Source organism: Streptomyces sp. NBC_00631 (assembly GCF_045206895.1).
GTDB lineage: Bacteria > Actinomycetota > Actinomycetes > Streptomycetales > Streptomycetaceae > Streptomyces.
The window spans coordinates 7,638,893-7,664,271 of sequence record NZ_CP107734.1; the positions used below are offsets into that span (position 1 = coordinate 7,638,893).

Here is a 25,379-nt window from a genome sequence, read left to right on the forward strand (position 1 = left end):
CGCACGCGGTACGGCCCCGGAGGCAGCGCCTCCGGGGCCGTACCGCGTCACACGCGGCGGCCCACGATCCGGGCGAAGCCGAGCAGTTGCCCCCGGTCCGCCTTCACCAGCTCCACCGACTCCCGGGCCATCCGGGCCATCTCCGGGTACGGGCTCTCCGCGGCACACACCTCGCTCCACAGCAGCCAGTCGCGCCAGCCGTCCTCCAGCCAGTCGGCGGCCTCGACCTGTACGGCCCCGCTGCGCGTCCAGTGGCGGTGCCACCAGCCGGCGGAGTGGAACGCCCAGAAACCGGGGTCCCAGTGCGCCCTCAGGTGCTCGGGCGGCTCGGCGCCGTCCAGTTCCTCGCGCACCGCGGGCACGACGATCCCGATCCGCCCGCCGGGCTTCAGCAGCCGGGTGAGCGTGGGCAGATACAGGTCGGCGGTGCCGAAGTACTGGTACGCGTCGACCGAGACGATCGCGTCGAAGCTGCTTTCGGCGAAGGGCAGGTCGTGCGCTTCCACGTGCACCGGCTGCACGCGGTCGGCGAACCCCGCCTCGGCGATGCGCCCGGCGTTGTCGTCGGGCCTGACCCACAGGTCGGCGGCGGTGACCTGCGCGTGGAACTCCCTGGCCAGGAAGATCGAGGTCATCGCCCGGCCGCAGCCCAGGTCGAGCACGCGGGCGCAGGGGCGCAGGGCGTCCAGGCCGAGGGCGGGGGCCAGCCATTCCAGCAGCCACAGGGCGTGCGGGCCCATCTGGTTCTCGACGGCCCAGCGGGCGTCGTAGGTGCTGCTGAGCGGATAGCGGGGGAGGTTCAGACGGTCAGTGAGAGAGGCGTCGTTCGACGGTGCGGGAGAAACGGCGTCGGACATGACTGAACGGGCTCCTTGTGATCTTCGTAGTGGAAGACGATGCGTAGGAGCTCGGTCGAACCGTCAAACAATGCACCCGCTTCGGTCGTCGGCGAGGGGCCGGTCAGGGCTGACCAGCGGAAGCTAGCAGTTGTCCAGCTGGTTCGCAGCCGGTTTCCTCAGGCGCGGGCACTACGCTCGCCCGCCATGACCGCACACGCCGAATCCGACGCCGAACCCGGGACACCCGGGGTGGAGGCCGCGGACGACGAGGACGACGACCTCTACGAGGACGCCCGTCGGGCCCGCTGGACCGCCACCGTGACCGGGGTGTTGCTGGCCCTGATGGGGCTCACCGCCACGTCGATGAGAGTGGGCGGGGGCGTGCCCGCCCTGGTGCCGGCCGCCTACGGCTCGGGAGCCGCCGTGTGCGTGCTCGCGGGGGCGCTCGGGGCCCGCGGCCGTACCCGCTGGGCCCTCTGGCTGATGATCCTGGGCACCATGGTGATGGCGCTCGGCGACCAGTTCGACTGACGTGCCCGCCGGCGCCCGTCCCGACGGGGCCGCCCGCACCCATGAGAGGCTCGGCCACGTCGTGAAGGAACGGGACGAGGAGCGATCGCACGATGTACGCGACATCCCTGGGTGACGACGGCGCCGAGCTGCGGCCCCTGGAGGTATGGCACGCCGAGGAGTTGCTGGCCGACATCGACCGGGGGCGGGAGTACATCGGCCGGCACGTCGCCCTGCCCGACGTGATCGGTGACGTCGAGCAGGCCCGCGCCTATCTGCGCTCCTACGCCGACAAGCGTGCCGCCGACGCCGGCAGCCTGCACGGGCTGTGGCTGGACGGGAGGCTCGTCGGCGGGCTGCTGTTCCGGGTCTGGGACACGCCGACCGGGGTCTGCGAGGCCGGCTGCTGGCTGGAGCCGGCGGCCGTCGGGCGGGGCCTGGTGACCCGCGGGATGCGGACGCTTCTGGACTGGGCGTTTGACGAGCGTGGCATGCACCGTGTGGAGTGGCACGCGTCGTCGGCCAACGAGGCGAGCATCAACGTGGCCCGGCGGCTGGGCATGACCCGCGACGGCGTGATGCGGGAGAACTACCCCCACCGGGGTGTGCGCACGGACACCGAGGTCTGGTCGGTGCTGGCTCCCGAGTGGCGTGCGGCACGCGCGCGTGCCGCCGCGAACGATCATTAAGAGACCTCTCAGACAGCGTCCGTACGGTGCGAGGTATGGGAACGAAGACAGTGGACGGGGCCGGGACCGGCGCCGAGGCGAAGAACGACGAGACGGCGACCGACGAGACGGCGGTGGACGTCACCAAGGCCGCCGAGGCGGAGGACGCGCAGGAGGCGGAGCAGTCCGCCGAGGAGACCGAGGAGACCGGTGACGAACTGACCGACGACGAACTGGCGGCCCTCGCCGAGGAGGAACCGGCGGGCCCGTCCGGAGTCGGCCAGGGCGCCGGTGCCGTCGTCTCCGTCGCGCTCGGCCTGGTCTCCCTCACGGGTGGCTGGATCGGTACGGTGGCCGCGGCCCGCGAGACCCTCATCGGCCAGCTCCAGACCTCGTCGACCGCGAGCGTCGCCAAGCAGGTCAAGGAGGTGTACGGCGACGCGTGGGCGACCACCGCGCTGTGGGCCGGCCTGTTCGCGCTGGCCGCGCTGCTCACCGGCGTCGTGGTGCTGGCCCGGCCCGCCTTCGGTGCCCCCGGCAAGCCGCAGGCGCCGTGGATCAAGTCGGTCGCCTGGGCGGGCGTCGCGCTCGGTGTCATCGGCCTGCTGCTGGCCGTCCTCAAGTACTCCGACGCAGTCCTCGGACTGCCGTCGACCAGCTGACCCAGCCGCGACAGCCCAGGTCAGAAGGGGCCTTAGGCCGTCCGTAAGCACCTTACGGACGGCCTGAGGCCCCTTAGGCGCGTCCGGGGCCCGGCGGCCCCGCGAAGATGCGGAACTCTCCCGATGTGGCGCACCCCCCTGGGAGACGAAGGTGGGGGCATCGCGGAAAGCGATGCCCGACCACCCACTCTCACCAGGGACACCACATGTTCGAGTACGAACTCCACCGGATCCGTTCCGCCGAACTGCGCCGGCAGGCCGACGAGGCCCGCCTCGTCCGCGAGGCCGTCCGCTCCCGCCGTGCCGCACGCCGCGACGCACGGCACGACGCGGTGCCGGAAGACGCAGTGGCGCAGGAGGCCCATACCGACCGCCGCGGCCGGCGCCGGCTCCCGCGCGCCGCATGACCACGGGGCGGCCGGGCGGCGCCGACCGCCCGAAGGCCGGGAACGGGGAAGCCGGTGGCCGCACGGGGACGGGCCACCGGCTTCCCCCGTTGCCGTCCACCGGTACGACAGGCGCACCGGTGCTGTGGAAAACCGCTGCCGTGGGCTCTGGGCCCCATGCGATGCTCTGGCCTGTGGAAACCAGGTCCGTGAGTCCCGTGTTCGTAGGCCGCAGCGACGAGTTGGACACTCTGAACGACGCGCTCGCCCGTGCCGGCGCCGCCGAGCCGCAGGCGTTGCTGCTCGGCGGCGAGGCAGGCGTCGGCAAGACCCGGCTGGTCGAGGAGTTCGCCACCGCCGCCTGCCGCCAGGGCGCGGTCGTCGCCCTGGGCGGCTGCGTGGAGATCGGCGCCGACGGGCTGCCGTTCGCCCCCTTCTCCACCGCCCTGCGCGCACTGCGGGCCGCCCTGCCCGACGAACTGGCCGCGGCCGCCGCCGGTCAGGAGGACGAACTGGCCCGGTTGCTCCCCGAGTTCGGCGAGGCCACCGCCGGCCGCCACGACGAACAGGGCATGGCCCGCCTCTTCGAGCTCACCGCGCGCCTGCTGGAGCGGGTCGCCGCCGAGCGCACGGTGGTCGTCGCCCTGGAGGACCTGCACTGGGCCGACGCCTCCACCCGCCACCTCCTCGCCTACCTGCTGCGCACCCTGCGCACCGGCCGGCTCGTGGTCCTCGCCACCTACCGCTCCGACGACATCCACCGCCGCCACCCGCTGCGCCCCCTGCTCGCCGAACTCGACCGGCTGCGCACCGTCCGCCGCCTCGAACTCGCCCGCTTCACCCGCGAGGAGGTCGGCCGCCAGATCGCCGGCATCCTCGCCACCGAACCCGACCCCGCCCAGGTCGACGAGATCTTCGAACGCTCCGACGGCAACGCCTTCTTCGTCGAGGAACTCGCGGTGGCCGCCACCGAGGGCTGCTGCACCGGACTCACCGACTCCCTGCGCGACCTGCTCCTGGTCCGGGTCGAGGCCCTGCCCGAAAGCGCCCAGCGGGTGGCCCGGATCGTCGCCGAGGGCGGCTCCACCGTCGAGTACCGGCTGCTCGCCGCCGTCGCCCAGCTCGCCGAGGACGACCTCATCGAGGCGCTGCGGGCCGCCGTCGGCGCCAACCTGCTCACCGCCACCCCGGCCGGCGACGGATACCGCTTCCGGCACTCCCTGGTCCGCGAGGCCGTCGCGGACGACCTGCTGCCCGGCGAACGCTCCCGGCTCAACCGCCGCTACGCGGAGGCCCTGGAGAGCGACCCGACCCTGGTGGCGGCCGACGCGCACGTGACCCGCCTGGCCAGCTACTGGTACCAGGCCCACGACCCGGCCAAGGCCCTGCCCGCCGTCCTCGACGCGTCCGTCGTGGCCCGCCGCCGGCACGCCTACAGCGAGCAGCTGCGGCTCCTGGAGCGGGCGATGGAGCTGTGGGACACCGCCCCCGAGGAGGTCCGCGCCGCCCTGCGCCCCGTCGACTTCACCGACGTCTACCCTCCGTGCGGCTGCGATCCCGCCACCACCCCGCTGCGCTACCTCGACCTGATGGCGGAGGCGGCGGTCGCCGGCCGCTTCTGCGGGGAGCGCGAACGCGCCCTGAAGATCACCAAGAAGGCGCTGCGGATCCTCCAGGACGAGCACGACCCGCAGCGCGCCGCCTGGTTCTGGGTGCAGCGCTCCCGGCTGGTCCAGGGCCTCGCCCGCGGCGACGGCCGGCAGGAACTCGCCAACGCCCAGGACCTGGTGCGCGGCCTGCCGCCGTCCCAGGTGCACGCCGACGTCCTGGCCAACGCCGCCACCTGGTCCATGCTGCACCGGCCGGGCCCCGAGGCCTTCGCCGCCGCCGAGCGGGCCGTGGAGTACGCGCGGATGGTGGGCGCCCGGGAGATCGAGCTCAACGCGCGCGTCACCCTCGGCTGCCTCATGGTCGACTCGGGTGACGTCGACAACGGCCTCGCGGAGCTGTACCGGGTCAAGGAGGCCGTGCTCCAGGACGGTGATGCCCATGTCGTCGGCCGGGCCTATGTGAACCTGCCGTCCGAGCTGGAGTCGGTCGGCCGCTCCCGGGAGGCCGTGCCGATCCTGCGCGAGGGGCTCGCCTTCACCCGCAGATACGGCCTGCTGGACTCCGAGGCGTGGATCTGGGGCAACCTCTCCGAATCGCTGTACGCGCTCGGCCAGTGGGACGAGGCCGCCGAAGCCGCCACCGGCGCCCTCGGCTCCGCCGCCAGCGCCAAGCCCCGCGGCGTCGGCGCCCTGCGCCTCGCCCATATCGCCCTCGCCCGGGGCGACGCGGCCGAGGCCGCCCGCCGGCTGGCCATCGCGCACGCCCACTACGGCACCCATGACCCGATGCCCCAGGTACTGCTCCCGGTCGCCCGCATCGCCATCGGAGTCGCCGCCGAGGAAGGCAGGCTCCTCGACGCCCGCGCCGAACTGGACCGTGCTCTGGCGGCCGGTTTCCCGCCCGGCACCCACCGCTACGGCTGGCCTCTGCTGCTGGCCGCCGCCACCGCCGAGGCCGACGCCCGCACCCTGCCCGCGGCGGCCGACGGCCGCGCCGAGGCCCTCGACCGGCTCGCCCAGACCGCACGCAAGCTCACCACCGGCACGCCCCTGTGGCAGGCGTACGAGCGCTGGACCCGCGCCGAGCTGCACCGCGCCCGGGGTACCGGCACCGCCGCCGTCTGGTCGGACGTGGTCACCGACTTCGAGTGCCTGGACCGCCCCTACGACCTCGCCCGGGTCCGCCGCCGCCTCGCCGAGGCCCTGCTCGAAGAGGCCACCGGCGACGACGAACGCGACCGGGCGACGGAACTCCTCCGGCTGGCCGGGGCCGTCGCCGACCACCTGGGCGCCCGGCCGCTCGCCGAGGCCGTCGCCCTCCTCGCCCAGCGCGCCCGCCTCCCCCTCACCACCCGGGCCTCCCGCCGGGTCCTCGACCCCGCCGAGAGCCTCGGCCTCACCAGCAGGGAGCGCGACGTCCTCCGCCTGGTGGCGGCCGGTCGTACCAACCGGCAGATCGCCGAGGAGCTCTTCATCTCGCCGAAGACCGCGAGCGTCCATGTCTCGAACATTCTGGGCAAGCTGGGCGTTGCAGGGAGGGGCGAGGCGGCGGCGGTGGCGCACAGACTGGGGATGTTCCCCGTCGAGGCACTCGACCCGACCAGATGAGGGGACCGGCTCAGGAGGCACCGTGTTCAACATGTTCGAGGAGCTCTTCGCACCCGGCCGCAAACACACCCACGAGGAGCAGAAGCGGCTGGAGCTGACCCGGGAGGACGTGGGGGACACGGATCCCGGACGCGGACCGATAGACCTCGCGTCCGGCAAGGTCGTCATACGGCTTCCGCAGGAGGAGTCCGAAGCGGAGCCCGCAGGCGACTCCGGGGACGACGAGGTGTGAGCGGCGCCGCCTACGTCACCTCCAGCTCCAGAATCCGGTCGTCGCCTGCCTTCGGCCTGCCCCGCCCGTCGGTGTTGCTGGTCACCAGCCACACCTTGTCGCCGCCGGCCGCCACGACGGTACGCAGGCGGCCGTACTCACCGGTGAGGAAGGCCTGCGGCGCGGCGGCCGTGGTCGTGCCGTCCAGCGGGATGCGCCACAGCCGCTGGCCTTTGAGGGCCGCCATCCAGATCACGCCGTCGACATAGGCGATGCCGCTGGGGGAGGCGTCGTCGGTGTGCCACTGGGCGATCGGGTTGACGTACTTCGGGTCGGACGACCTGCCCTCCGCGTTCGGCCAGCCGTAGTCGCCGCCGGGCTTGATGGCGTTCAGCTCGTCCCAGGTGTCCTGCCCGAACTCCGAGGCGAACAGCCGCTCCTTGTCGTCCCAGGCCAGGCCCTGCACATTGCGGTGGCCATAGGTGTAGACGGGGGAGCCCGGGAACGGGTTGCCGGGGGCCGGGTCGCCCTCCGGCGTCAGCCGCAGGATCTTCCCGCCGAGCGAGCCCTTGTCCTGCGCGAGGCCCCGCTGCCCGCTCTCCCCGGTGCCGGCGTAGAGCATGCCGTCCGGGCCGAAGGCGATCCGGCCGCCGTTGTGGATGAACCCCTTGGGAATGCCCTTGAAGATCGTGTCGGGGGCGCCCAGCTGCTCCTTGGCCGGTCTGCCCGCGTCCCAGAGCAGGCGCACGATCCGGTTGTCGGAGGCAGATGTGAAGTACGCGTAGATCATGTGGTCCGAGGCGAAGCCGGGGGAGAGCGCGATACCCAGCAGGCCTCCCTCCCCGGCCGCGGACACCCCGGAGACGACGCCCAGCTCCGTGATCTTCCCGGTCTTCTCGTCGACCTTGCTGATCGTCCCGTCGTCCCGGTCGGACACCAACAGCCCGGCCCCGCCCGGCAGCGGAGCCAGCCCCCAGGGCGACTTCAGCCCCTGGGCGACCGTACGCAGCACTTTCACCGACCCCTTGGCAGGCGCGGCGGACTCGCTGGTCCCGGCCGACGCGGAGGCCCCGGAGGAGCTCGCCGACGACCCCCCGGCCCAGGACGGCGTGGGCAGACCCCCGCCCCCGCCTCCGCCCCCGGAGGAGCACCCCGCCACCAGCAGCAGTCCGGCCGCGGCCAACAAGGCGGGCACAGCTCGACGTCGCACGATCACGGTCCCTTCGAACAGGCCTCGGCTCCTGCGACCGACGGTAGTACAGCGCGCCCCGTCAGGGGCGCGGGGCTGTCCGGCGGATCATGATGCGAACGCCCGCTGCCAGCGCCCCGTAAGGGGCGCGGGGCTGTACCCATATGCGGCTCCGCCGCGTGGGCGCGACCAGGGCGCCGCACCGAACCACCGGCGCATCACGGCCATCGCCGTGCTAGTCCCAAGACCCCTGCGCAGCAGGCAGCCCGCCCAGCTCCGCCAGATCCTCCGCACTCAGCCGGACCTCCACGGAACCCGCGTTCTCGGCCACCCACCGCCCCCGCTTCGTCCCCGGCACCGGCACCACATGCGCCCCCTGCGCCAGCACCCACGCCAGTGCCACCTGAGCGGCGGTGACACCGTCGCCCCCCTGTCGGCCCGCAACCCGCCGCAGCCCCGCCACGATCGGCTGGTTCGCCGCCATCATCTCCGCCGTGAAGCGAGGGTGCCGCGCCCGCAGGTCATCCGGTTCGAACCCCTCACCAGGCGTGAGCGTGCCGGTCAGGAAACCGTTGCCGAGCGGCATCGCCGCGAGGAATCCCACCCCCCGCGCCGCGCACCACGGCAGCAGCGACTCCAGCGCCTCCGGCGACCACACCGACAGCTCCGCCTGCACCGCGCTCACCGGAAACACCTGCTGCACCCGCCGAAGCTGCCGCAGGGTCGCGTCATGCAGGCGCGCGCCGGACCTGCGCCCCCCACGCGCCCCCACGGCGCACAACCCCAGCGCCCGCACCTTCCCCGCCTGCACCAGTTCCGCCATCGCGCCCCAGGTCTCCTCGACGGGAACCTCGGGATCGGCGCGGTGCAGCTGGTAGAGGTCTATGACCTCGGTCTGGAGCCGGCGCAGCGACGCGTCGCACGCCCGCTTCACATAGCCGGGCCTGCCGTTCGCCACGATGTGCTGGTCGCCCACCAGCAGGCCCACCTTCGTCGACACGAAGGCCTCCGCACGCCGCTCCCTGAGCGCCCGCCCCAGCAGCAGCTCATTGGTGAACGGGCCATACATGTCGGCCGTGTCAAGGAGCGTCACGCCCAGGTCCAGCGCCCGGTGCACCGCCCTCAGCGACTCGTCGCCCCGCTGCCGCGACCCGCTGTACGCCCAGCTCATCGGCATGCACCCGAGTCCGACGGCCCCCACCGCGAGCGCCCCCGCGCCGATCGTCCTGCGCTCCACCAGCCCGTGAACCTCCTTCTCCGTCCCCCAACCTAACCCGCTCGCCCGCACACCTCTGACATAGCCTCCTGACCATGACCTCCGACGTGTGGCTCCCCATCCCCCCGGCCGAGTTCAGCGGCCTCCCCGGTGGGTTCGACTACCTCTTCTGGGACGGCGACCAGGAGTTTCCCGGTGACCCCGCCGACTGCGCCGTCTATGTCGTCCCCTACATGAAGCGGCAGGCGGTCAAGGTGCGGCCGCTGGAGGGGATGCGGAACGTCCGGCTCATCCAGACCCTCACCGCCGGTGTCGACGACATGATCGCCGCCATCGACCTCATCGCGCCCGGCGTACCGCTGTGCAACGCGCGCGGCGTGCACGAGGCGAGCACCGCCGAACTCGCCCTCGCGCTCACGCTGGCGTCCCTGCGCGGCATTCCGGGGTTCGTGCGCGCCCAGCAGCGGGACCACTGGGAGAGCGGCTTCCACCCGGCCCTCGCCGACAGGTCCGTTCTCATCGTCGGCTACGGCGCCATCGGCGCGGCCATCGAGGACCGGCTCGTGCCCTTCGAGGTTGCGCGGGTGGCGCGCGTTGCGCGCTCCGGGCGCGCCTCGGCGCGCGGTCCCGTGCTTCCACTCACCGAACTGCCGAATCTGCTTCCGGAAGCCGATGTCGTCATCCTTTCCACGCCTCTCACGGACACCACGCGTGGCCTGGTCAACGCGGAGTTCCTCGCGCGGATGAAGGACGGTGCGCTGCTCGTGAACATCGCGCGCGGTCCCGTCGTGGACACCAAGGCCCTCCTCGCCGAGCTGGAGAGCGGCCGTCTCACCGCCGCCCTGGACGTCACCGATCCCGAGCCGCTGCCGGCCGGCCATCCCCTGTGGCAGGCGCCCGGGGTGCTGATCAGCCCTCATGTCGGCGGCCCCACCTCGGCCTTCCTGCCGCGTGCCAAGCGCCTCGTGACCGAGCAGTTGAACCGTCTCGTGAACCAAGAGCCGTTGCGGAACGTGATTTTGACGACGGGATCCACCGACAACTGACCATCGCGGCAATACGCGTGTAATCCGCTTCCGGTACGGTCCGCAACCTTCCGGGCGCGGTGCGTGCGCGCATAGCCGCTGGTCGTCACGGAGCGTAGAGAAGCTATGTCCCTGAGTGACGAGACTGGTGTATCGTCCCGGAAGGGGCTGCGCCGCGCACTGTTCGGCGCCGGGGATGGACATTTCAGATTTGTGAGGGGGGCGACGGGCGATGCACGGCCTATGGACGAACGATCCGACGCGGCGGAGCCGCCGGCGGCGACCCTGGCGCACAGCTGCGCGCAGACGCGGCCACCACACCAGCCATCACCACCACCGCAGCCACAGCGGACGCCGGAGGCACCCCCACCCAGCGCACCGGGACCCCAGGGACCCGGGAACGGCGCGGACCGGGAGCCTGCGGTGACGGCGTCGACGCCTGTGACGACCACTCTCCCCGGAGCGCTGCGGGCACAGCCTCCGGCGGGGATGCCGCACCCCCGGCCGCCGGTCACCGGCGGCGGGACCGGCATGGTCCGCCAACTCGTCCTGGCCCTGATCTGCGCGGGATACGCCGTCGGTGCCGCGTTCGACTGGGGCTCGAACCAGATCGCCCTGTTCATGGGCGACTTCGGTCTGACCGCGGCCGCCGGCGCCGCCGCCGTGTCGTGTTTCTGCTATGCCCGCTCCCCGCGGGTCCGCTTCCGACCTGCCTGGCTGCTGTTCGCCCTCTCCTCGGCCATGGCGGCCCTCGGCAACGCGGTCTGGGGGTGGTACGAGGTAGTGCTGGAGCGGCCGGTGCCCAGCCCCAGCTACGCCGACCTGTTCTTCCTCTGCTTCGCGCCGCCCGCCATCGTCGGACTGCTGGTGCTGGCCAAGCGGCCGGTGACCAAGGCCGGCTGGATCTGCCTGGCGCTGGACGCCTGGCTGATCGGCGGCTCGCTGCTCACCCTGTCGTGGAGCCTCGCGCTCGCCCAGGCCGCCCGGTTCGACGGGCCCAGCGTCGCGCACACCGCGCTCTCGCTGGCGTACCCGCTGCTGGACATCGCCCTGGTCAGCATGGTGCTCGCGCTGCACTTCCGGCGCTCGCCGGGCAACCGCACCGCGGTGAACACCGCGATCGGCGCCCTCGCCCTGACCGTGATGTGCGACGCCCTGTTCACCTCGCCGCTGCTGCACAGCAGTTACCGCTCCGGCCAGCTGCTGGACGCGGGCTGGTTCGCCGGCTCGCTGCTGCTCGCGTACGCCCCGTGGGCCGCACCCCGGTCGCAGGGCGGCCCCGATCCCGAGGGCTGCACGCGCGTGGTCCACGAGCACGTGCCCGGCGGCCGGGGCACGGCGCCCAAGCAGCCGCCCGCGCCCGCCCCGGGAGGCGATCACAGCCGGTACCCGGCGGGCCGGCCGATCACCGGCTCCCTGGCCGCTCTCACCCCGTACCTGGCCGCCGCCGTGTGCACCCTGGGCATCCTCTACAACGTCCTCAACGGCCGCAGCCCCGACCACGTCGTCCTGATCACGGCCGGCTGCGTGGTCCTCGCGCTCGTCGTGCGCCAGGGCATCATGCTCCTCGACAACATCACCCTCACCCAGGAACTGGCGCAGCAGGAGAACCACTTCCGCTCCCTGGTGCAGGGCTCCAGCGACGTCATCATGATCGCCGCGCCCAACGGCATCCTCCGGTACGTGTCCCCGGCCGCCGCCGGGGTCTACGGACGGCCCGCCGACGACCTGGTGGGTTCGGAACTGGCCAACCTGATCCACCCGGAGGACCTGGGCTGTGTGGTGCACGAGGTGCGCCGCTTCCTCGCCGCCAGGCCGCAGGAGGAGCCCACCACCCGCATCGAGTGCCGGTTCCGCTCCGGCGAGGGCGGCTGGCTCAACGTCGAGTCCACCGTCAACCGCCACCACGGCGGCCTCATCTTCAACAGCCGGGACGTGACCGAAAGAGTGCGCCTGCAGGCGCAGCTCCAGCACAACGCCGAGCACGACCCGCTCACCGACCTGCCCAACCGCGCCCTGTTCACCCGGCGCGTCCAGCAGGCCCTGTCCGGCCGCCGTTCCTCCGACCGGGGCCCCGCTCTCAGGAACACGGCGGTCCTCTTCATCGACCTGGACGGGTTCAAGGCCGTCAACGACACGATCGGGCACCAGGCCGGGGACGAACTGCTCGTCCAGGCCGCGCGCAGACTCCAGGACGCGGTCCGCCACGGCGACACCGCGTCCCGGCTGGGCGGCGACGAGTTCGCGGCGCTGATCGTCGGCGACACCACCCGTGACCGCAGTGCCCGGGAGCGGCACATCCTGGAGCTCGCCGACCGCCTCAGGGTGACCCTCTCCCAGCCGTACGCCATTGACGGCAACGATGTCCGTGTCAACGCGTCCATCGGTGTCGCCTTCGCCGAACCGGGCCTCGGCGCCGGTGAGCTGCTGCGCAACGCCGACCTTGCGATGTACCGCGCCAAGTCGGCCGGAAAGGGCCGCGTCAAGCTGTACAAGCCGCAGATGCAGCAGGACGTCGTACGCAAGGCGGAACTGGCCACCCGGCTGCGGGCCGCCCTGCACGACGGCGAGTTCGCGCTGCTGCACCAGCCGGTGGTGTGCCTGGAGAACGGCCGGATCGAATCGGTCTCCGCGCAGGCGCGCTGGCGCTCCTCGCAGGGGGTGCTGTTCACGCCGGCCGAGTTCCTGCGGGTCGCCGAGGACAGCGACAAGACGGCCGAGCTGGACCGCTGGATCCTCCAGGAGGCGGTCGAGCAGGCCGCCGAGCGGGCCGCAGGCGGGCTGGTGGTGCCGGTGGCGGTCCGGACCTCCGCCCGGCGGCTGCTCGACCGGTCCTCGCCGCTCGGCTCCGTGGAGGCCCTGCTCACCCGGCACGCGCTGCCGGCGGGGGCGCTGGTCCTGGAGCTGTCCGACACCGATCCCAGGGTCCCGCTGGACGAGCTGGAGCGGCGGCTGACCGCGCTCAGCCGGCACGGTGTCCGGATCGCGCTGGACGGCTTCGGCAGCGGCTACGCGGCGATCACGGCCCTGCGGAAGCTCCCCGTCGACATGCTCAAGCTCGACCGCGGTCTGGTCGAGGGGGTCGTCGAGTCGGCCCGGCTGCACAAGATCACCAGCGGTCTGCTGCGGATCGCCTGCGACCTCGGCCTGGAATCCGTGGCCGAGGGCGTGGACCTGCCCGAACAGGTCACGGTGTTGCGCGCGATGGGCTGCACACACGGGATGGGCATGGCGTTCTCCGGCCCGGTGGACGAGTACCGGCTGCGCAGGGCGCTCGGTTCCGGCCACTACCCGGTTCCGCACGCACCGGCCGAACCGGCCTACGCGGGGGGCGTGCGAGAGCCGGAGGGGGCGACCCCGACCGGAGCGCCCCGGAGGTGAGCGACGAGTGAGAAGGTGGCCGGGGGCGTACACCACTGGTGTGCCCGCCGTGCTCGGCGGTGGAAGTGCCCTACGCTCACATGATGAGACTCCCGTCCCACCCGCTTGACACGTGGTGCGCGTCGGAGGGAGGGTCAGTCCCATGCGCACCCGAATTCTCGTACTTGGACAGCGCGTCGGCTGAGCTGGGACCCACCGGAGGAGGCTCCGGAAACCCCAGCGACCACACCGGCGCGCTCCCCTCGCTTGCCTTTCGGCACGAGGGGTTTTTTGTTGCACCAGCACCAGACGTACGGCAGCGAAAATCCGTACGAACCTCGCGAAAACCCTCAGCATCGAGAAGAGAATGCCGATGACCGAGCAGGCCACCGGGGCCCACCATCCGCAGCCGCGGCCCCGTTCCGGAGGACAGCAGTCCGCCCCCGTCGAGCACGTCACGGGTGCGAAGTCCCTCATCCGCTCGCTTGAGGAGGTCGGCGCTGACACGGTATTCGGCATCCCCGGCGGCACGATCCTGCCGGCCTACGACCCGCTGATGGACTCCACCCGGGTGCGCCACGTCCTGTGCCGGCACGAGCAGGGCGCCGGGCACGCGGCCACCGGCTACGCGCAGGCCACCGGCAAGGTCGGCGTCTGCATGGCGACCTCCGGCCCCGGTGCCACCAACCTGGTGACGCCGATCGCGGACGCGAACATGGACTCGGTGCCGCTCGTGGCGATCACCGGCCAGGTGGTCTCCGCGGCGATCGGTACGGACGCCTTCCAGGAGGCGGACATCGTCGGCATCACCATGCCGATCACCAAGCACAGCTTCCTGGTCACCAAGGCCGAGGACATCCCGCGGATCATCGCGCAGGCGTTCCACATCGCCTCCACCGGCCGCCCCGGCCCGGTTCTCGTGGACATTCCCAAGGACATCCTCCAGGCGAAGACCACCTTCTCCTGGCCGCCGGTGATGGACCTGCCCGGCTACCGCCCGGTGACCAAGCCGCACGCCAAGCAGATCCGCGAGGCCGCCAAGCTGATCACTTCCGCGAAGCGGCCGGTCCTCTACGTCGGCGGCGGTGTCATCAAGGCACACGCCACCGCCGAGCTCAAGGTCCTCGCCGAGCTCACCGGAGCGCCCGTCACCACCACCCTGATGGCGCTCGGCGCGTTCCCCGACAGCCACCCGCTGCACGTGGGAATGCCGGGCATGCACGGTGCGGTCACCGCCGTCACCGCGCTGCAGAAGGCCGACCTGATCGTCGCCCTCGGAGCCCGCTTCGACGACCGCGTCACCGGCAAGCTGGACAGCTTCGCCCCGTACGCGAAGATCGTCCACGCCGACATCGATCCCGCGGAGATCGGCAAGAACCGCGCCGCCGACGTGCCGATCGTCGGTGACGCCCGCGAGGTCATCGCCGACCTGATCCAGGCGGTGCAGAAGGAGCACAGCGAGGGCCACCAGGGCGACTTCACCGCCTGGTGGAAGGACCTCAACCGCTGGCGCGAGACCTACCCGCTGGGCTACGACCTGCCCGACAACGGTTCGCTCTCGCCGCAGCAGGTCATCGAGCGCATCGGGCAACTCGCCCCGGAGGGCACGATCTTCACCGCGGGCGTCGGCCAGCACCAGATGTGGGCCGCGCACTACGTCCAGTACGAGAAGCCCGCCACCTGGCTGAACTCCGGCGGCGCCGGAACCATGGGCTACGCGGTCCCGGCCGCCATGGGCGCCAAGGCCGGTGCCCCCGGCCAGACGGTCTGGGCGATCGACGGCGACGGCTGCTTCCAGATGACCAACCAGGAACTGACCACCTGCGCCCTGAACAACATCCCGATCAAGGTCGCCATCATCAACAACGGCGCCCTCGGGATGGTCCGCCAGTGGCAGACCCTCTTCTACAACCAGCGGTACTCCAACACGGTGCTGCACTCCGGGCCCGAGGACGTCAACCCGGACGCCCGCGGGACCCGGGTCCCCGACTTCGTGAAGCTGTCGGAGGCCATGGGCTGCTACTCCATCCGCTGCGAGTCCCCGGACGACCTCGACAAGGTCATCGAAGAGGCGAACTCCATCAACGACCGCCCCGTCGTCATCGACTTCATCGTCCACGAGGACGCCATGGTGTGGCCGATGGTCGCCGCCGGCACCTCCAACGACGAGATCATGGCCGCCCGGGACGTCCGCCCCGACTTCGGCGACAACGAAGACGACTGAGCGAGAGACGTAAGAGAGAGACGCAGAAGAAAATGTCCAAGCACACGCTCTCCGTCCTGGTGGAGAACAAGCCGGGCATCCTGGCCCGGATCGCCGCCCTGTTCTCCCGTCGCGGCTTCAACATCGACTCGCTCGCCGTCGGGGTCACCGAGCACGCCGACATCTCCCGCATCACGATCGTGGTGAGTGTCGACGCGCTGCCGCTGGAGCAGGTCACCAAGCAGCTCAACAAGCTCGTCGAGGTGCTCAAGATCGTCGAACTGGAGCCGGGTTCGGCCGTTCAGCGGGAACTCGTTCTGGTGAAGGTGCGCGCCGACAACGAGACGCGCTCCCAGATCGTCGAGATCGTCCAGCTGTTCCGCGCCAAGACCGTCGACGTCTCCCCGGAGGCCGTCACCATCGAGGCGACCGGCAGCAGCGAGAAGCTGACCGCCATGCTCAAGATGCTGGAGCCGTTCGGCGTCAAGGAGCTGGTGCAGTCCGGCACCATCGCGATCGGGCGCGGGGCCCGTTCGATCACCGACCGGTCGCTGCGCGCCCTCGACCGATCTGCGTAAGGCTTGAGCAAGGCTTGACACGGGCGGCCGACGGTCCTTCCCGGCGCGCCGGCCGCCCGTATGCCGAGACCCCGAGACTTCCCTTCCGCCCGCCGTCATACGGTGGGACGCAACACCTGCACACCAAGGAGAGAACCCAAAGTGGCCGAGCTGTTCTACGACGCCGACGCCGACCTGTCCATCATCCAGGGCCGCAAGGTCGCGGTCATCGGCTACGGCAGCCAGGGTCACGCCCACGCGCTGTCGCTGCGCGACTCGGGTGTCGACGTGCGTGTCGGTCTGCACGAGGGCTCCAAGTCCAAGGCGAAGGCCGAGGAGCAGGGCCTGCGCGTGGTGACCCCGTCGGAGGCCGCCGCCGAGGCCGACGTCATCATGATCCTGGTCCCGGACCCGATCCAGGCCCAGGTCTACGAGGAGTCCATCGCCCCGAACCTGAACGACGGCGACGCCCTGTTCTTCGGCCACGGCCTGAACATCCGCTACGGCTTCATCAAGCCCCCGGCCGGCGTCGACGTCTGCATGGTCGCCCCGAAGGGCCCGGGCCACCTGGTGCGCCGCCAGTACGAGGAAGGCCGCGGCGTACCCTGCATCGTGGCCGTCGAGCAGGACGCCACCGGGAACGGCTTCGCGCTGGCGCTGTCGTACGCCAAGGGCATCGGCGGCACCCGCGCCGGCGTCATCAAGACGACCTTCACCGAGGAGACCGAGACCGACCTGTTCGGTGAGCAGGCCGTCCTCTGCGGTGGTACCTCCGCCCTGGTCAAGGCCGGTTTCGAGACCCTGGTCGAGGCCGGTTACCAGCCGGAGATCGCCTACTTCGAGTGCCTCCACGAGCTGAAGCTCATCGTCGACCTGATGTACGAGGGCGGCCTGGAGAAGATGCGCTGGTCGGTCTCCGAGACCGCCGAATGGGGCGACTACGTCACCGGCCCGCGGATCATCACGGACGCCACCAAGGCCGAGATGAAGCAGGTCCTCGCCGAGATCCAGGACGGCACCTTCGCCCGTAACTGGATGGACGAGTACCACGGCGGTCTGAAGAAGTACAACGAGTACAAGAAGCAGGACTCCGAGCACCTGCTGGAGACCACCGGCAAGCAGCTGCGCAAGCTGATGTCCTGGGTGAACGAAGACGCGTGAGCCCCAGATGACAGGGCCGGGGCGAACGCCCCGGCCCTGTTGTCCGTCCCGTCGAATCTCGGACGGGTGATCCTTCCGCAGAGGCGCAGGACGACCTCCGCCACGCCACTACACTGCCGTACTACATACGCGTCAGGCCCACAGCGTCGTGCGTCTCCACGCGGCTAGCCAACCTCCACCGCCTGCGGCCGTCGGGACGGCCGTCCGCATTGGACATGTGAGGACTCACGTGAGCTCGAAACCTGTCGTACTCATCGCTGAAGAGCTGTCGCCCGCCACCGTCGACGCGCTGGGCCCGGACTTCGAGATCCGGCACGCCAACGGAGCAGACCGAGCCGAGCTGCTCCCCGCCATCGCCGACGTGGACGCGATCCTGATCCGCTCCGCCACCAAGGTCGACGCCGAGGCCATCGCCGCCGCCAGGAAGCTGAAGGTCGTCGCACGAGCCGGCGTCGGCCTGGACAACGTCGACGTCTCCGCCGCCACCAAGGCCGGCGTGATGGTCGTCAACGCTCCGACCTCCAACATCGTGACCGCCGCCGAACTGGCCTGCGGCCTGCTCATCGCCAGCGCCCGCCACATTCCGCAGGCCAACTCCGCGCTGAAGAACGGCGAGTGGAAGCGCAGCAAGTACACCGGCGTCGAGCTGGCCGAGAAGACCCTCGGCGTCGTCGGCCTCGGCCGCATCGGTGCCCTGGTCGCGCAGCGCATGTCCGCCTTCGGCATGAAGGTCGTGGCGTACGACCCCTACATCCAGCCCGCCCGCGCCGCGCAGATGGGCGTCAAGGTGCTGTCGCTGGACGAGCTGCTCGAAGTCGCCGACTTCATCACCGTGCACCTTCCGAAGACCCCCGAGACGGTCGGTCTGATCGGCGACGAGGCGCTGCGCAAGGTCAAGCCGTCGGTGCGGATCGTCAACGCGGCGCGCGGTGGCATCGTCGACGAGGAGGCGCTGTACGCGGCGCTCAAGGAGGGCCGGGTCGCCGGCGCCGGCCTCGACGTGTACGCCAAGGAGCCGTGCACCGACTCCCCGCTCTTCGAGCTCGACCAGGTCGTCTGCACCCCGCACCTCGGTGCCTCCACCGACGAGGCCCAGGAGAAGGCGGGCATCGCGGTCGCCAGGTCCGTCCGCCTCGCCCTCGCCGGCGAGCTGGTCCCGGACGCGGTCAACGTCCAGGGCGGTGTCATCGCCGAGGACGTCAAGCCGGGCCTGCCCCTTGCCGAGCGCCTCGGCCGTATCTTCACCGCGCTCGCCGGTGAGGTCGCGGTCCGCCTCGACGTCGAGGTCTACGGCGAGATCACCCAGCACGACGTGAAGGTGCTGGAACTCTCCGCGCTCAAGGGCGTCTTCGAGGACGTCGTCGACGAGACGGTGTCGTACGTCAACGCGCCGCTGTTCGCGCAGGAGCGCGGTGTCGAGGTGCGGCTGACGACCAGCTCGGAGTCGGCCGACCACCGCAACGTCGTCACCGTGCGCGGCACCCTCGGCAACGGCGAGGAGGTCGCGGTCTCCGGCACGCTGGCCGGCCCGAAGAACGTGCAGAAGATCGTCGCGGTCGGCGAGTACGACGTCGACCTCGCGATCGCCGACCACCTGCTGGTGCTGCGGTACGAGGACCGGCCGGGCGTTGTCGGCACCGTCGGCCGCATCCTCGGGGAGGCCGGCGTCAACATCGCCGGTATGCAGGTCGCTCGCGCGGCCGTGGGCGGCGAGGCGCTCGCTGTTCTCACCGTCGACGACACGGTGGCGCCCGGCGTGCTGGCCGAGGTCGAGGCGGAGATCGGGGCCACGTCGGCTCGTTCGGTGAACCTGGTCTGATTTTTCTTGCCCGCCGGCCCACCCGACTCGGTGGGCCGGAAGGCTTGCGTCGTGTCCTCAAACGCCGGACGGGCTGGGAAACCCAGCCCGTCCGGCGTTTGCACAGTCACCTCCTTCGCAGTGTCACCGCGGCCCCTGCCGCCGCCCCCACCAGCAGCACCGCCCCCGCGATCGCCGCCCCCTGCATCCCGCTGGTGAACGCCTCGCGGGCGGTGTGGGTCAGGGCCTGGCCCGCGGGTCCCGGGAGCCGGCCCGCCGTCGCCAGCGCGCCGCTCAGCGTCTCGCGGGCCTCGGCCGGGGCCGTGGCCGGCATCTCGTGGCGGTAGACCGCCGTACCGATCGAGCCCAGCACGGCCATGCCGAGCGCCCCGCCGAACTCCGAAGCCGTCTCCAGCAGCGAGGACGCCGTCCCGGCCCGTTCCACCGGTGCGGCGGTCATCGCGAGGTCCGTCAGCTGGGACATGATCGCGACCATCCCGCAGGCGAGGACGCCGGCCCCGGTCAGCACCAGCCACAGCGAGTCGGTGCCGATCAGAGTGAGCAGGACGAACCCGGCCGCCATGGCCGCGAAGCCGCCCGCGACCACGTGTCCACGGTCGGCGCCGCGCTGCACCAGCTGTGCCGTGACCGGCCCCGCGACCCCGATGAACACCGAGGGCAGCAGACTCCACAGCGCCGCCGCGAGCGGGCTCATCCCGAGGACCGACTGCAGGTACTGCGTGGTGAAGATCGCCGAGCCCATCATGGCGAGCGAGGCGACCAGGTTCAGGACCAGCGCCGCGGTGAAGCCGTGGCCCTTCAGCAGGGCCGGCGGGATCAGCGGGGAGCCGGTGGTGCGCTGACGGTGGACGAAGAGGGCGGCGAAGAGCAGGCCGACGGTGATCGAGACGACGTAGAGCGGGTGCCAGCCCTCGGAGGGGATCTCCTTCACGCCGTAGACGACGGGGAGCACGGCGGCCATCGAGAGTGGGACGCTCGGCCAGTCGAAGCGGCCGGGGGAGGGGTTCTTGGACTCCGGGAGCAGGAACGGGCCGACGATCAGGAGCAGCGCCATCGCGGGCAGGTTGACCAGGAAGACCGAGCCCCACCAGAAGTGCTCGACGAGGATGCCGCTCATCACCGAGCCGAGCGCGATCCCGCCCGTCATCACCCCGGACCACAGGCCGATCGCCTTGGCGCGCTGGCCGGGGTCGGTGAACATCGTGCGCAGCAGGGCCATCGTCGACGGCATCAGGGTCGCGCCGCCGATGCCGAGGATCGCGCGGGCGGCGATCAGGGTTCCGGCGCTGTCCGCGTACGCGGCGAGGAGCGAGGCGCCGCCGAAGGCCGCGGCTCCCGCGAGCAGCAGCCGGCGGCGGCCGATGCGGTCGCCCAGCGCGCCCATCGTCATCAGCAGGCCGGCCAGGACGAAGCCGTAGATGTCGAGGATCCACAGCTGCTGGGTGCCGCTCGGCGCCAGGTCCGCGCCGATCGCCGGAAGGGCGAAGTAGAGGACCGAGACGTCCATCGAGACCAGGAGCAGCGGAAGCATCAGCACGCCGAGCGCGGTCCATTCGCGGCGCCCGGCCAGAGCCGTCGTGGTCGGTGGGGTGTTCGTGCTCGTCGGGTTCGTCATGCCAGGGAATATACGAGCGTCTTAAACGCTTGTCTAGAACGCTTGTATAATTCACGCGTCTAGGACACTTGTATGGATCCCGGGTAGGGTGGTCCGCATGGGACACCGTGAGGATCTGCTGGAAGGCGCCAAGCGCTGCCTGCTGGAGAAGGGGTTCGCGCGGACGACGGCGCGCGACGTCGTCAGGGAGTCGGGGACCAACCTCGCCTCGATCGGCTACCACTACGGCTCCAAGGACGCGCTGCTCGCCCAGGCCTACATCGCGCTGGTGGAGGAGATGTCCTTCGAGGGCGGCGACGGCGGGCTCACCGGCGCGCCGGGCTCACTGGAACGGTTCCGCGAGGTGTGGTCGAACATCGTCGACAGCATGCGCGGGCCCGGCTCGATGTGGCGGCTCAGCGTGGAGATCGTGACCATGGGCGACCAGCTGCCGGAAGTGCGCGACCAGTTGGCGCGCGCCCAGCGCGAGGGCGGCCGGGGGCTGACCTCGCTGCTGATGGGCGTACCGGAGGAGGAGGTCTCCGACGAGACCGCCGACACCCTGGGCCGCTTCTACATGACCCTGATGTCCGGCCTCATCTCGCAGTGGACCTTCGACCCGAAGACCGCCCCCGACGGCGACGCGCTCACCGAGGGGCTGCGCCAGATCGTCGAGGCCGCGACCCGGAGCTGACGTGAACGTCGCGCGCGGCGCTCCTCAGGCGAGCCGGGCCCTCTTCAGCGCCATGTGCAGCAGCAGCCGGTCCTCGCCGTCGTCCAGGTCGAGGCCGGTGAGCTGTTCGACGCGGGAGAGGCGGTAGTACAGGGTCTGCCGGTGGATGCCGAGCGCGGTGGCCGTGCGGCCCGCCTGGCCCGCGTGGTCGAGGTAGACCTCGGCGGTGCGGGCCAGTTCGTGGTGGGCCGGGGTGAGCAGCGGGGCCACGGCCCGGTCGTGGGACGCCTCCGGCGGCAGCGCGGTCAGCAGACGGTACGGGCCGATGTCCGCCCACCGCGCGACCGGCCCCAACCGCGGCTCCGCCAGCGCGGCCCGGGCGGCCGCCGACGCCTCCTGCCAGACCGCGCCCAGCTCCGCCAGCCCGGTCCGGGCCCCGCCCACCCCCGCGGCACACTCCGGCACCGCCGGCACCGGCCCGGCGAACCCCGCGGCCACCGCCGCCGCCGTCCGCGCCCCGGTCCCCCGGGCGGCCGCCGACCGGGCCTCCTCCGCGTCCTTGAGCAGCCGGGCGGCGGCCGTCAGGGCGGGGGTGGCCGTGTCCGTGCTGCGCAGCCGGACCAGCACGGCGAGGCTGTGACCGGCGGCGCCCCAGGGCAGGGCGCACAGCGCGGTGGCGTGCGGGACCGTGCGCGGGGACGGAGTGTCGTCCGGGGCGGCGGACGGCCAGGGGGCGACGCAGACCAGGGTGTGCGGGCCGTCCGCGCGGGCGCCGAGGGCGGTGCGGAGTTCGGCCACCGCCATCTCCCGCTGCCAGCCGCCCGCCGCGACCAGCACCGCCCGCAGCTCCCGGCCCAGCCCCGCCCCCGCCTGCGCCTCGTCCGCGAGCAGCGCCCCGATCCGCCCTGCCACCCCCATGGCCGCGGCCAGTTGGGCGTCCGTCGGGCCCGGCTCGGAGTCGAGCAGCCAGACGTAGCCGAGGACGACACCCCGATGGCGTACCGGCAGGCAGATCCGCCCCCGGTACACCCCCGCCTCCGGGGTCGGCGGGATCCGGACCGGTCCGGTCGCCCGGGTGATGCCGAAGCCCTCGAACCAGGTGCGGACCGCCGCAGTGGAGCGCCGGGTCAGGATCGAGCGGGTGCGGACCGGGTCCAGCGCCGACGGATCGAGGTCGCCCTCGCTGTCGTACGCGCCGAAGGCGATCAGCTCGAAGTCGCGGTTCTCCAGGGTCGCCGGGACGCCCAGCAGCTCCGAGATCTCGTCGACCAGCTCCTGGTAGTCACCCTTGAATTCCGACGTCACCCGGGCATTCTCCCGCAATTCACGGTCGCCTTCATACATCTGTCTGAGATCTGCGGCACGGATGCGTGACAGCTGTCGATGGCCCACGATCGGAGGGATCCTTAACTTTCACGGTGGTTCCCCGTGCCGTATCCAAATCGTCGGATCGCGGCCTGTCTGGCATGTGCTGTGGAGGTGCCCCGTGCTGGGTCCCGTGATTCTCGCCGCGTCGCGCAGCGACCGGATGCGACGTCTGATCTCGGCGGCCCCGGTGACGAAGCAGGTCGTCGACCGCTTCATCCCCGGTGAGTCGGTCGACGACATCGTCCCGATCATCGAGGAGCTCACGGGCCGCGGCCTGGAGCTGACGATGGACGTCGTCGGCGAGGACATCACGACCCCCGAGCAGGCCGCCGCCGCCCGGGACGCCTACCTCGCGCTGGTCGGCCGGCTGCGCGAGCTGGGCCTCGGCGAGCGGGTCGAGATGTCGGTCAAGCTCTCCATGTTCGGCCAGGCCCTTCCCGGCGGCCACGGACTGGCCCTGGCGAACGTCCGCCCGGTCGTCGAGGCCGCCGCCGCCATCGGTACGACGGTCACGCTCGACGCCGAGGACCACACCACCCTCGACTCGATGTTCGCCATCCACGAGGAGCTGCGGAAGGACTTCCCGCAGACCGGCTGCGTCATCCAGGCCTACCTCTTCCGCACCGAGGCCGACGCCCGCCGCCTCGCCGCCGCCGGCAGCCGGGTCCGGCTGGTCAAGGGCGCCTACAAGGAGCCCGCCGAGGTCGCCTACCAGCAGAAGCACGAGATCGACAAGGCGTACGTGCGCATCCTGAAGACCCTGATGGAGGGCGAGGGCTACCCGATGGTCGGCTCCCACGACCCGCGCCTCATCTCCATCGCCCAGGAACTCGCCCGGCGCGCCGGCCGCAAGCCCGACGAGTACGAGTTCCAGATGCTGTACGGCATCCGCAGCGACGAACACCTGCGGCTCGCCGCCGAAGGCCACCGGATGCGCGTCTACACCGCCTACGGCACCGACTGGTACGGCTACTTCATGCGCAGGCTGGCGGAGAAGCCGGCGAACCTGCGTTTCTTCGTCCGCTCGATGATCAGCAAGGGCTGAACCGAACACCCGCTCACGTACAAGGAGTTACGGATCTCATGGACGCTGTGACCCAGGTCCCCACCCCCGTCAACGAGCCGGTGCACGGCTATGCCCCCGGCTCGGCCGAGCGCACCCGGCTGGAGGCGAAGCTCAAGGAGCTCGCCGAGAACCCGATCGAGCTGCCGATGACCATCGGCGGCGAACGCCGGCTCGGCGGCGGCGAGCCGTTCCAGGTCGTCCAGCCGCACAACCACAAGGCCGTCATCGGCACCGGCCGGCACGCCACCCGGCAGGACGCCCAGGACGCGATCGACGCGGCCCTCGCCGCCGCGCCCGCCTGGCGCGCGATGTCCTTCGACGACCGCGCCGCGATCATCCTGCGCGCCGCCGAACTGCTCGCCGGCCCCTGGCGCGAGACCATCGCCGCCTCCACCATGCTCGGCCAGTCCAAGACCGCCCAGCAGGCCGAGATCGACTCGCCCTGCGAGCTGGTCGACTTCTGGCGGTTCAACGTCCACTACGCCCGCCAGATCCTGGCCGAGCAGCCCCCGGCCAACTCCCCGGGCGTCTGGAACCGCCTCGACCACCGCCCGCTGGAGGGCTTCGTCTACGCGATCACGCCGTTCAACTTCAGCGCGATCGCCGGCAACCTGCCCACCGCGCCCGCGCTGATGGGCAACGTCGTGGTCTGGAAGCCGTCGCCGACCCAGACCCACGCGGCCGTGCTGCTGATGCGGCTGCTGGAGGAGGCCGGCCTGCCCAAGGGCGTCATCAACCTCGTCACCGGTGACGGCATCGAGGTGTCGAAGGTCGCGCTGGAACACCGGGACCTGGCCGGTATCCACTTCACCGGCTCCACCAGGACCTTCCAGTACCTGTGGAAGACGGTCGGCAACAACATCGAGAAGTACCGCTCGTACCCGCGTCTGGTCGGCGAGACGGGCGGCAAGGACTTCCTCGTCGCCCACCCGAGCGCCGACCGGGCCGTCCTCAAGACGGCGCTCACCCGCGGTGCCTTCGAGTACCAGGGCCAGAAGTGCTCGGCCACCTCCCGCGCGTACATCCCGGCGTCCATCTGGAACGACGGCTTCCGTGAGGAGTTCGCCGCCGAGGTCGACTACCTGACCATGGGTGACGTCACCGACCTGTCGAACTTCATCGGCGCCGTGATCGACGAGCGTGCCTTCGCCAAGAACAAGGCCGCGATCGACCGGGCGAAGACCGACCCGTCCTGCGAGATCGTGGCGGGCGGCTCCTACGACGACTCGGTCGGCTACTTCGTGCGCCCGACGGTCGTCGTCTGCGACGACCCGGAGAACGAGGTGTTCCGCACCGAGTACTTCGGCCCGTTCCTCGCCGTGCACGTCTACGAGGACGACAAGTACGACGAGATGCTGACCCAGATGGAGTCGGTGTCCGACTACGCGCTGACCGGTTCGGTCGTCTCCAACGACCGCGCGGCCGCCGCGTACACGATGGAGAAGCTCCGCTACGCGGCCGGCAACTTCTACATCAACGACAAGTCGACCGGCGCCGTCGTCGGCCAGCAGCCCTTCGGCGGCGGCCGTGCCTCCGGCACCAACGACAAGGCCGGCGCCCCGCAGAACCTGCTGCGCTGGACCCTGACCCGCGCGATCAAGGAGACCCTGGTCCCGCCGACCGACTACGCGTACCCGCACATGGGCTGACCTGC

At 71.5% G+C, this 25,379-nt stretch carries 19 protein-coding genes and 1 pseudogene; 15 read left to right on the plus strand and 5 right to left on the minus strand.

The annotated features are described in order from the left end of the window. Nucleotides 1-47: 47 nt before the first annotated feature. Nucleotides 48-857 (minus strand): methyltransferase domain-containing protein, encoded by an 810-nt coding sequence (locus tag OHB00_RS35235; RefSeq protein ID WP_406440882.1) that lies wholly within the window; start codon nucleotides 855-857, stop codon nucleotides 48-50. A 186-nt stretch (nucleotides 858-1,043) separates the two neighbouring features. On the opposite strand from OHB00_RS35235, the gene OHB00_RS35240 reads away from it, so the two are divergent. From OHB00_RS35240 to OHB00_RS35265, 6 genes are all read left to right on the plus strand, one after another. Next, the gene (locus tag OHB00_RS35240; protein ID WP_406440884.1) at nucleotides 1,044-1,370 is read left to right on the plus strand and encodes a hypothetical protein; all 327 of its coding nucleotides are present in this window, start codon (nucleotides 1,044-1,046) and stop codon (nucleotides 1,368-1,370) included. 92 nt (nucleotides 1,371-1,462) lie between these two features. Continuing rightward, complete coding sequence (locus OHB00_RS35245) at nucleotides 1,463-2,038, plus strand: GNAT family N-acetyltransferase (protein ID WP_406440886.1); 576 nt, start codon at nucleotides 1,463-1,465, stop codon at nucleotides 2,036-2,038. A gap of 35 nt (nucleotides 2,039-2,073) precedes the next feature. After that, the gene (locus OHB00_RS35250) at nucleotides 2,074-2,679 is read left to right on the plus strand and encodes a hypothetical protein (RefSeq protein WP_406440888.1); all 606 of its coding nucleotides are present in this window, start codon (nucleotides 2,074-2,076) and stop codon (nucleotides 2,677-2,679) included. A gap of 206 nt (nucleotides 2,680-2,885) precedes the next feature. Beyond that, nucleotides 2,886-3,086, plus strand: a complete 201-nt coding sequence (locus tag OHB00_RS35255) for a hypothetical protein (RefSeq protein ID WP_406440890.1) — start codon at nucleotides 2,886-2,888, stop codon at nucleotides 3,084-3,086. Nucleotides 3,087-3,247: 161 nt separating this feature from the next. Next, entirely contained in the window at nucleotides 3,248-6,283 is a 3,036-nt protein-coding gene (locus tag OHB00_RS35260; protein WP_406440892.1) for an AAA family ATPase, read from the plus strand. A gap of 31 nt (nucleotides 6,284-6,314) precedes the next feature. Continuing rightward, nucleotides 6,315-6,515 carry a DUF6191 domain-containing protein gene (locus OHB00_RS35265; RefSeq protein ID WP_406446131.1) on the plus strand — a complete coding sequence of 67 codons (201 nt, stop codon included), beginning with the start codon at nucleotides 6,315-6,317 and terminating at the stop codon, nucleotides 6,513-6,515. 10 nt (nucleotides 6,516-6,525) lie between these two features. Here the strand turns inward: OHB00_RS35265 and OHB00_RS35270 are convergent, their stop codons facing one another. Continuing rightward, entirely contained in the window at nucleotides 6,526-7,689 is a 1,164-nt protein-coding gene (locus OHB00_RS35270; protein ID WP_406446132.1) for a PQQ-dependent sugar dehydrogenase, read from the minus strand. Between the two features lie 229 nt (nucleotides 7,690-7,918). Then, nucleotides 7,919-8,920, minus strand: coding sequence for an aldo/keto reductase (locus OHB00_RS35275; protein ID WP_406440894.1), 1,002 nt, complete (start codon nucleotides 8,918-8,920; stop codon nucleotides 7,919-7,921). Nucleotides 8,921-8,994: 74 nt separating this feature from the next. Between OHB00_RS35275 and OHB00_RS35280 the strand changes: the two genes are divergently transcribed. From OHB00_RS35280 to serA, 6 genes and pseudogenes are all read left to right on the plus strand, one after another. After that, nucleotides 8,995-9,945, plus strand: coding sequence for a 2-hydroxyacid dehydrogenase (locus tag OHB00_RS35280; RefSeq protein ID WP_406440895.1), 951 nt, complete (start codon nucleotides 8,995-8,997; stop codon nucleotides 9,943-9,945). A 468-nt stretch (nucleotides 9,946-10,413) separates the two neighbouring features. Further along, nucleotides 10,414-13,414, plus strand: a pseudogene (locus OHB00_RS35285) (putative bifunctional diguanylate cyclase/phosphodiesterase). A 243-nt stretch (nucleotides 13,415-13,657) separates the two neighbouring features. Continuing rightward, complete coding sequence (locus OHB00_RS35290; protein ID WP_406440897.1) at nucleotides 13,658-15,508, plus strand: acetolactate synthase large subunit; 1,851 nt, start codon at nucleotides 13,658-13,660, stop codon at nucleotides 15,506-15,508. Nucleotides 15,509-15,540: 32 nt separating this feature from the next. Continuing rightward, nucleotides 15,541-16,065: an acetolactate synthase small subunit gene (gene ilvN, locus OHB00_RS35295; protein WP_406440899.1), complete on the plus strand. Its 525-nt coding sequence runs from the start codon at nucleotides 15,541-15,543 to the stop codon at nucleotides 16,063-16,065. A gap of 141 nt (nucleotides 16,066-16,206) precedes the next feature. Next, a complete protein-coding gene (gene ilvC, locus OHB00_RS35300; protein WP_351961305.1) occupies nucleotides 16,207-17,205 on the plus strand; it encodes a ketol-acid reductoisomerase in 999 nt (332 codons plus the stop codon). A 229-nt stretch (nucleotides 17,206-17,434) separates the two neighbouring features. Next, nucleotides 17,435-19,024 carry a phosphoglycerate dehydrogenase gene (gene serA / locus OHB00_RS35305; protein WP_406440901.1) on the plus strand — a complete coding sequence of 530 codons (1,590 nt, stop codon included), beginning with the start codon at nucleotides 17,435-17,437 and terminating at the stop codon, nucleotides 19,022-19,024. A 106-nt stretch (nucleotides 19,025-19,130) separates the two neighbouring features. Here the strand turns inward: serA and OHB00_RS35310 are convergent, their stop codons facing one another. Beyond that, complete coding sequence (locus OHB00_RS35310; RefSeq protein ID WP_406440903.1) at nucleotides 19,131-20,639, minus strand: MFS transporter; 1,509 nt, start codon at nucleotides 20,637-20,639, stop codon at nucleotides 19,131-19,133. A gap of 97 nt (nucleotides 20,640-20,736) precedes the next feature. Here OHB00_RS35310 and OHB00_RS35315 point away from each other — a divergent pair, with 97 nt between their 5' ends. Further along, a complete protein-coding gene (locus OHB00_RS35315) occupies nucleotides 20,737-21,312 on the plus strand; it encodes a TetR/AcrR family transcriptional regulator (protein WP_406440905.1) in 576 nt (191 codons plus the stop codon). A 24-nt stretch (nucleotides 21,313-21,336) separates the two neighbouring features. Here the strand turns inward: OHB00_RS35315 and OHB00_RS35320 are convergent, their stop codons facing one another. Further along, nucleotides 21,337-22,635: a PucR family transcriptional regulator gene (locus OHB00_RS35320; RefSeq protein ID WP_406440907.1), complete on the minus strand. Its 1,299-nt coding sequence runs from the start codon at nucleotides 22,633-22,635 to the stop codon at nucleotides 21,337-21,339. 142 nt (nucleotides 22,636-22,777) lie between these two features. On the opposite strand from OHB00_RS35320, the gene OHB00_RS35325 reads away from it, so the two are divergent. Further along, a complete protein-coding gene (locus OHB00_RS35325; protein WP_406440909.1) occupies nucleotides 22,778-23,704 on the plus strand; it encodes a proline dehydrogenase family protein in 927 nt (308 codons plus the stop codon). A 38-nt stretch (nucleotides 23,705-23,742) separates the two neighbouring features. Next, complete coding sequence (gene pruA, locus OHB00_RS35330; protein WP_406440910.1) at nucleotides 23,743-25,374, plus strand: L-glutamate gamma-semialdehyde dehydrogenase; 1,632 nt, start codon at nucleotides 23,743-23,745, stop codon at nucleotides 25,372-25,374. Nucleotides 25,375-25,379: the final 5 nt, after the last annotated feature.

Excerpts from the sequence above, each read along its gene's own strand:
- OHB00_RS35310 (WP_406440903.1), bottom strand. The coding sequence starts at position 20,639 with ATGACGAACCCGACGAGCACGAACACCCCACCGACCACGACGGCTCTG.
- pruA (WP_406440910.1), top strand. The coding sequence starts at position 23,743 with ATGGACGCTGTGACCCAGGTCCCCACCCCCGTCAACGAGCCGGTGCAC.
- OHB00_RS35320 (WP_406440907.1), bottom strand. The coding sequence starts at position 22,635 with ATGTATGAAGGCGACCGTGAATTGCGGGAGAATGCCCGGGTGACGTCG.
- OHB00_RS35235 (WP_406440882.1), bottom strand. The coding sequence starts at position 857 with ATGTCCGACGCCGTTTCTCCCGCACCGTCGAACGACGCCTCTCTCACT.
- OHB00_RS35255 (WP_406440890.1), top strand. The coding sequence starts at position 2,886 with ATGTTCGAGTACGAACTCCACCGGATCCGTTCCGCCGAACTGCGCCGG.
- OHB00_RS35315 (WP_406440905.1), top strand. The coding sequence starts at position 20,737 with ATGGGACACCGTGAGGATCTGCTGGAAGGCGCCAAGCGCTGCCTGCTG.
- OHB00_RS35280 (WP_406440895.1), top strand. The coding sequence starts at position 8,995 with ATGACCTCCGACGTGTGGCTCCCCATCCCCCCGGCCGAGTTCAGCGGC.
- OHB00_RS35265 (WP_406446131.1), top strand. The coding sequence starts at position 6,315 with ATGTTCGAGGAGCTCTTCGCACCCGGCCGCAAACACACCCACGAGGAG.
- OHB00_RS35260 (WP_406440892.1), top strand. The coding sequence starts at position 3,248 with ATGCTCTGGCCTGTGGAAACCAGGTCCGTGAGTCCCGTGTTCGTAGGC.
- OHB00_RS35240 (WP_406440884.1), top strand. The coding sequence starts at position 1,044 with ATGACCGCACACGCCGAATCCGACGCCGAACCCGGGACACCCGGGGTG.
- ilvN (WP_406440899.1), top strand. The coding sequence starts at position 15,541 with ATGTCCAAGCACACGCTCTCCGTCCTGGTGGAGAACAAGCCGGGCATC.
- OHB00_RS35245 (WP_406440886.1), top strand. The coding sequence starts at position 1,463 with ATGTACGCGACATCCCTGGGTGACGACGGCGCCGAGCTGCGGCCCCTG.
- OHB00_RS35250 (WP_406440888.1), top strand. The coding sequence starts at position 2,074 with ATGGGAACGAAGACAGTGGACGGGGCCGGGACCGGCGCCGAGGCGAAG.
- OHB00_RS35290 (WP_406440897.1), top strand. The coding sequence starts at position 13,658 with ATGACCGAGCAGGCCACCGGGGCCCACCATCCGCAGCCGCGGCCCCGT.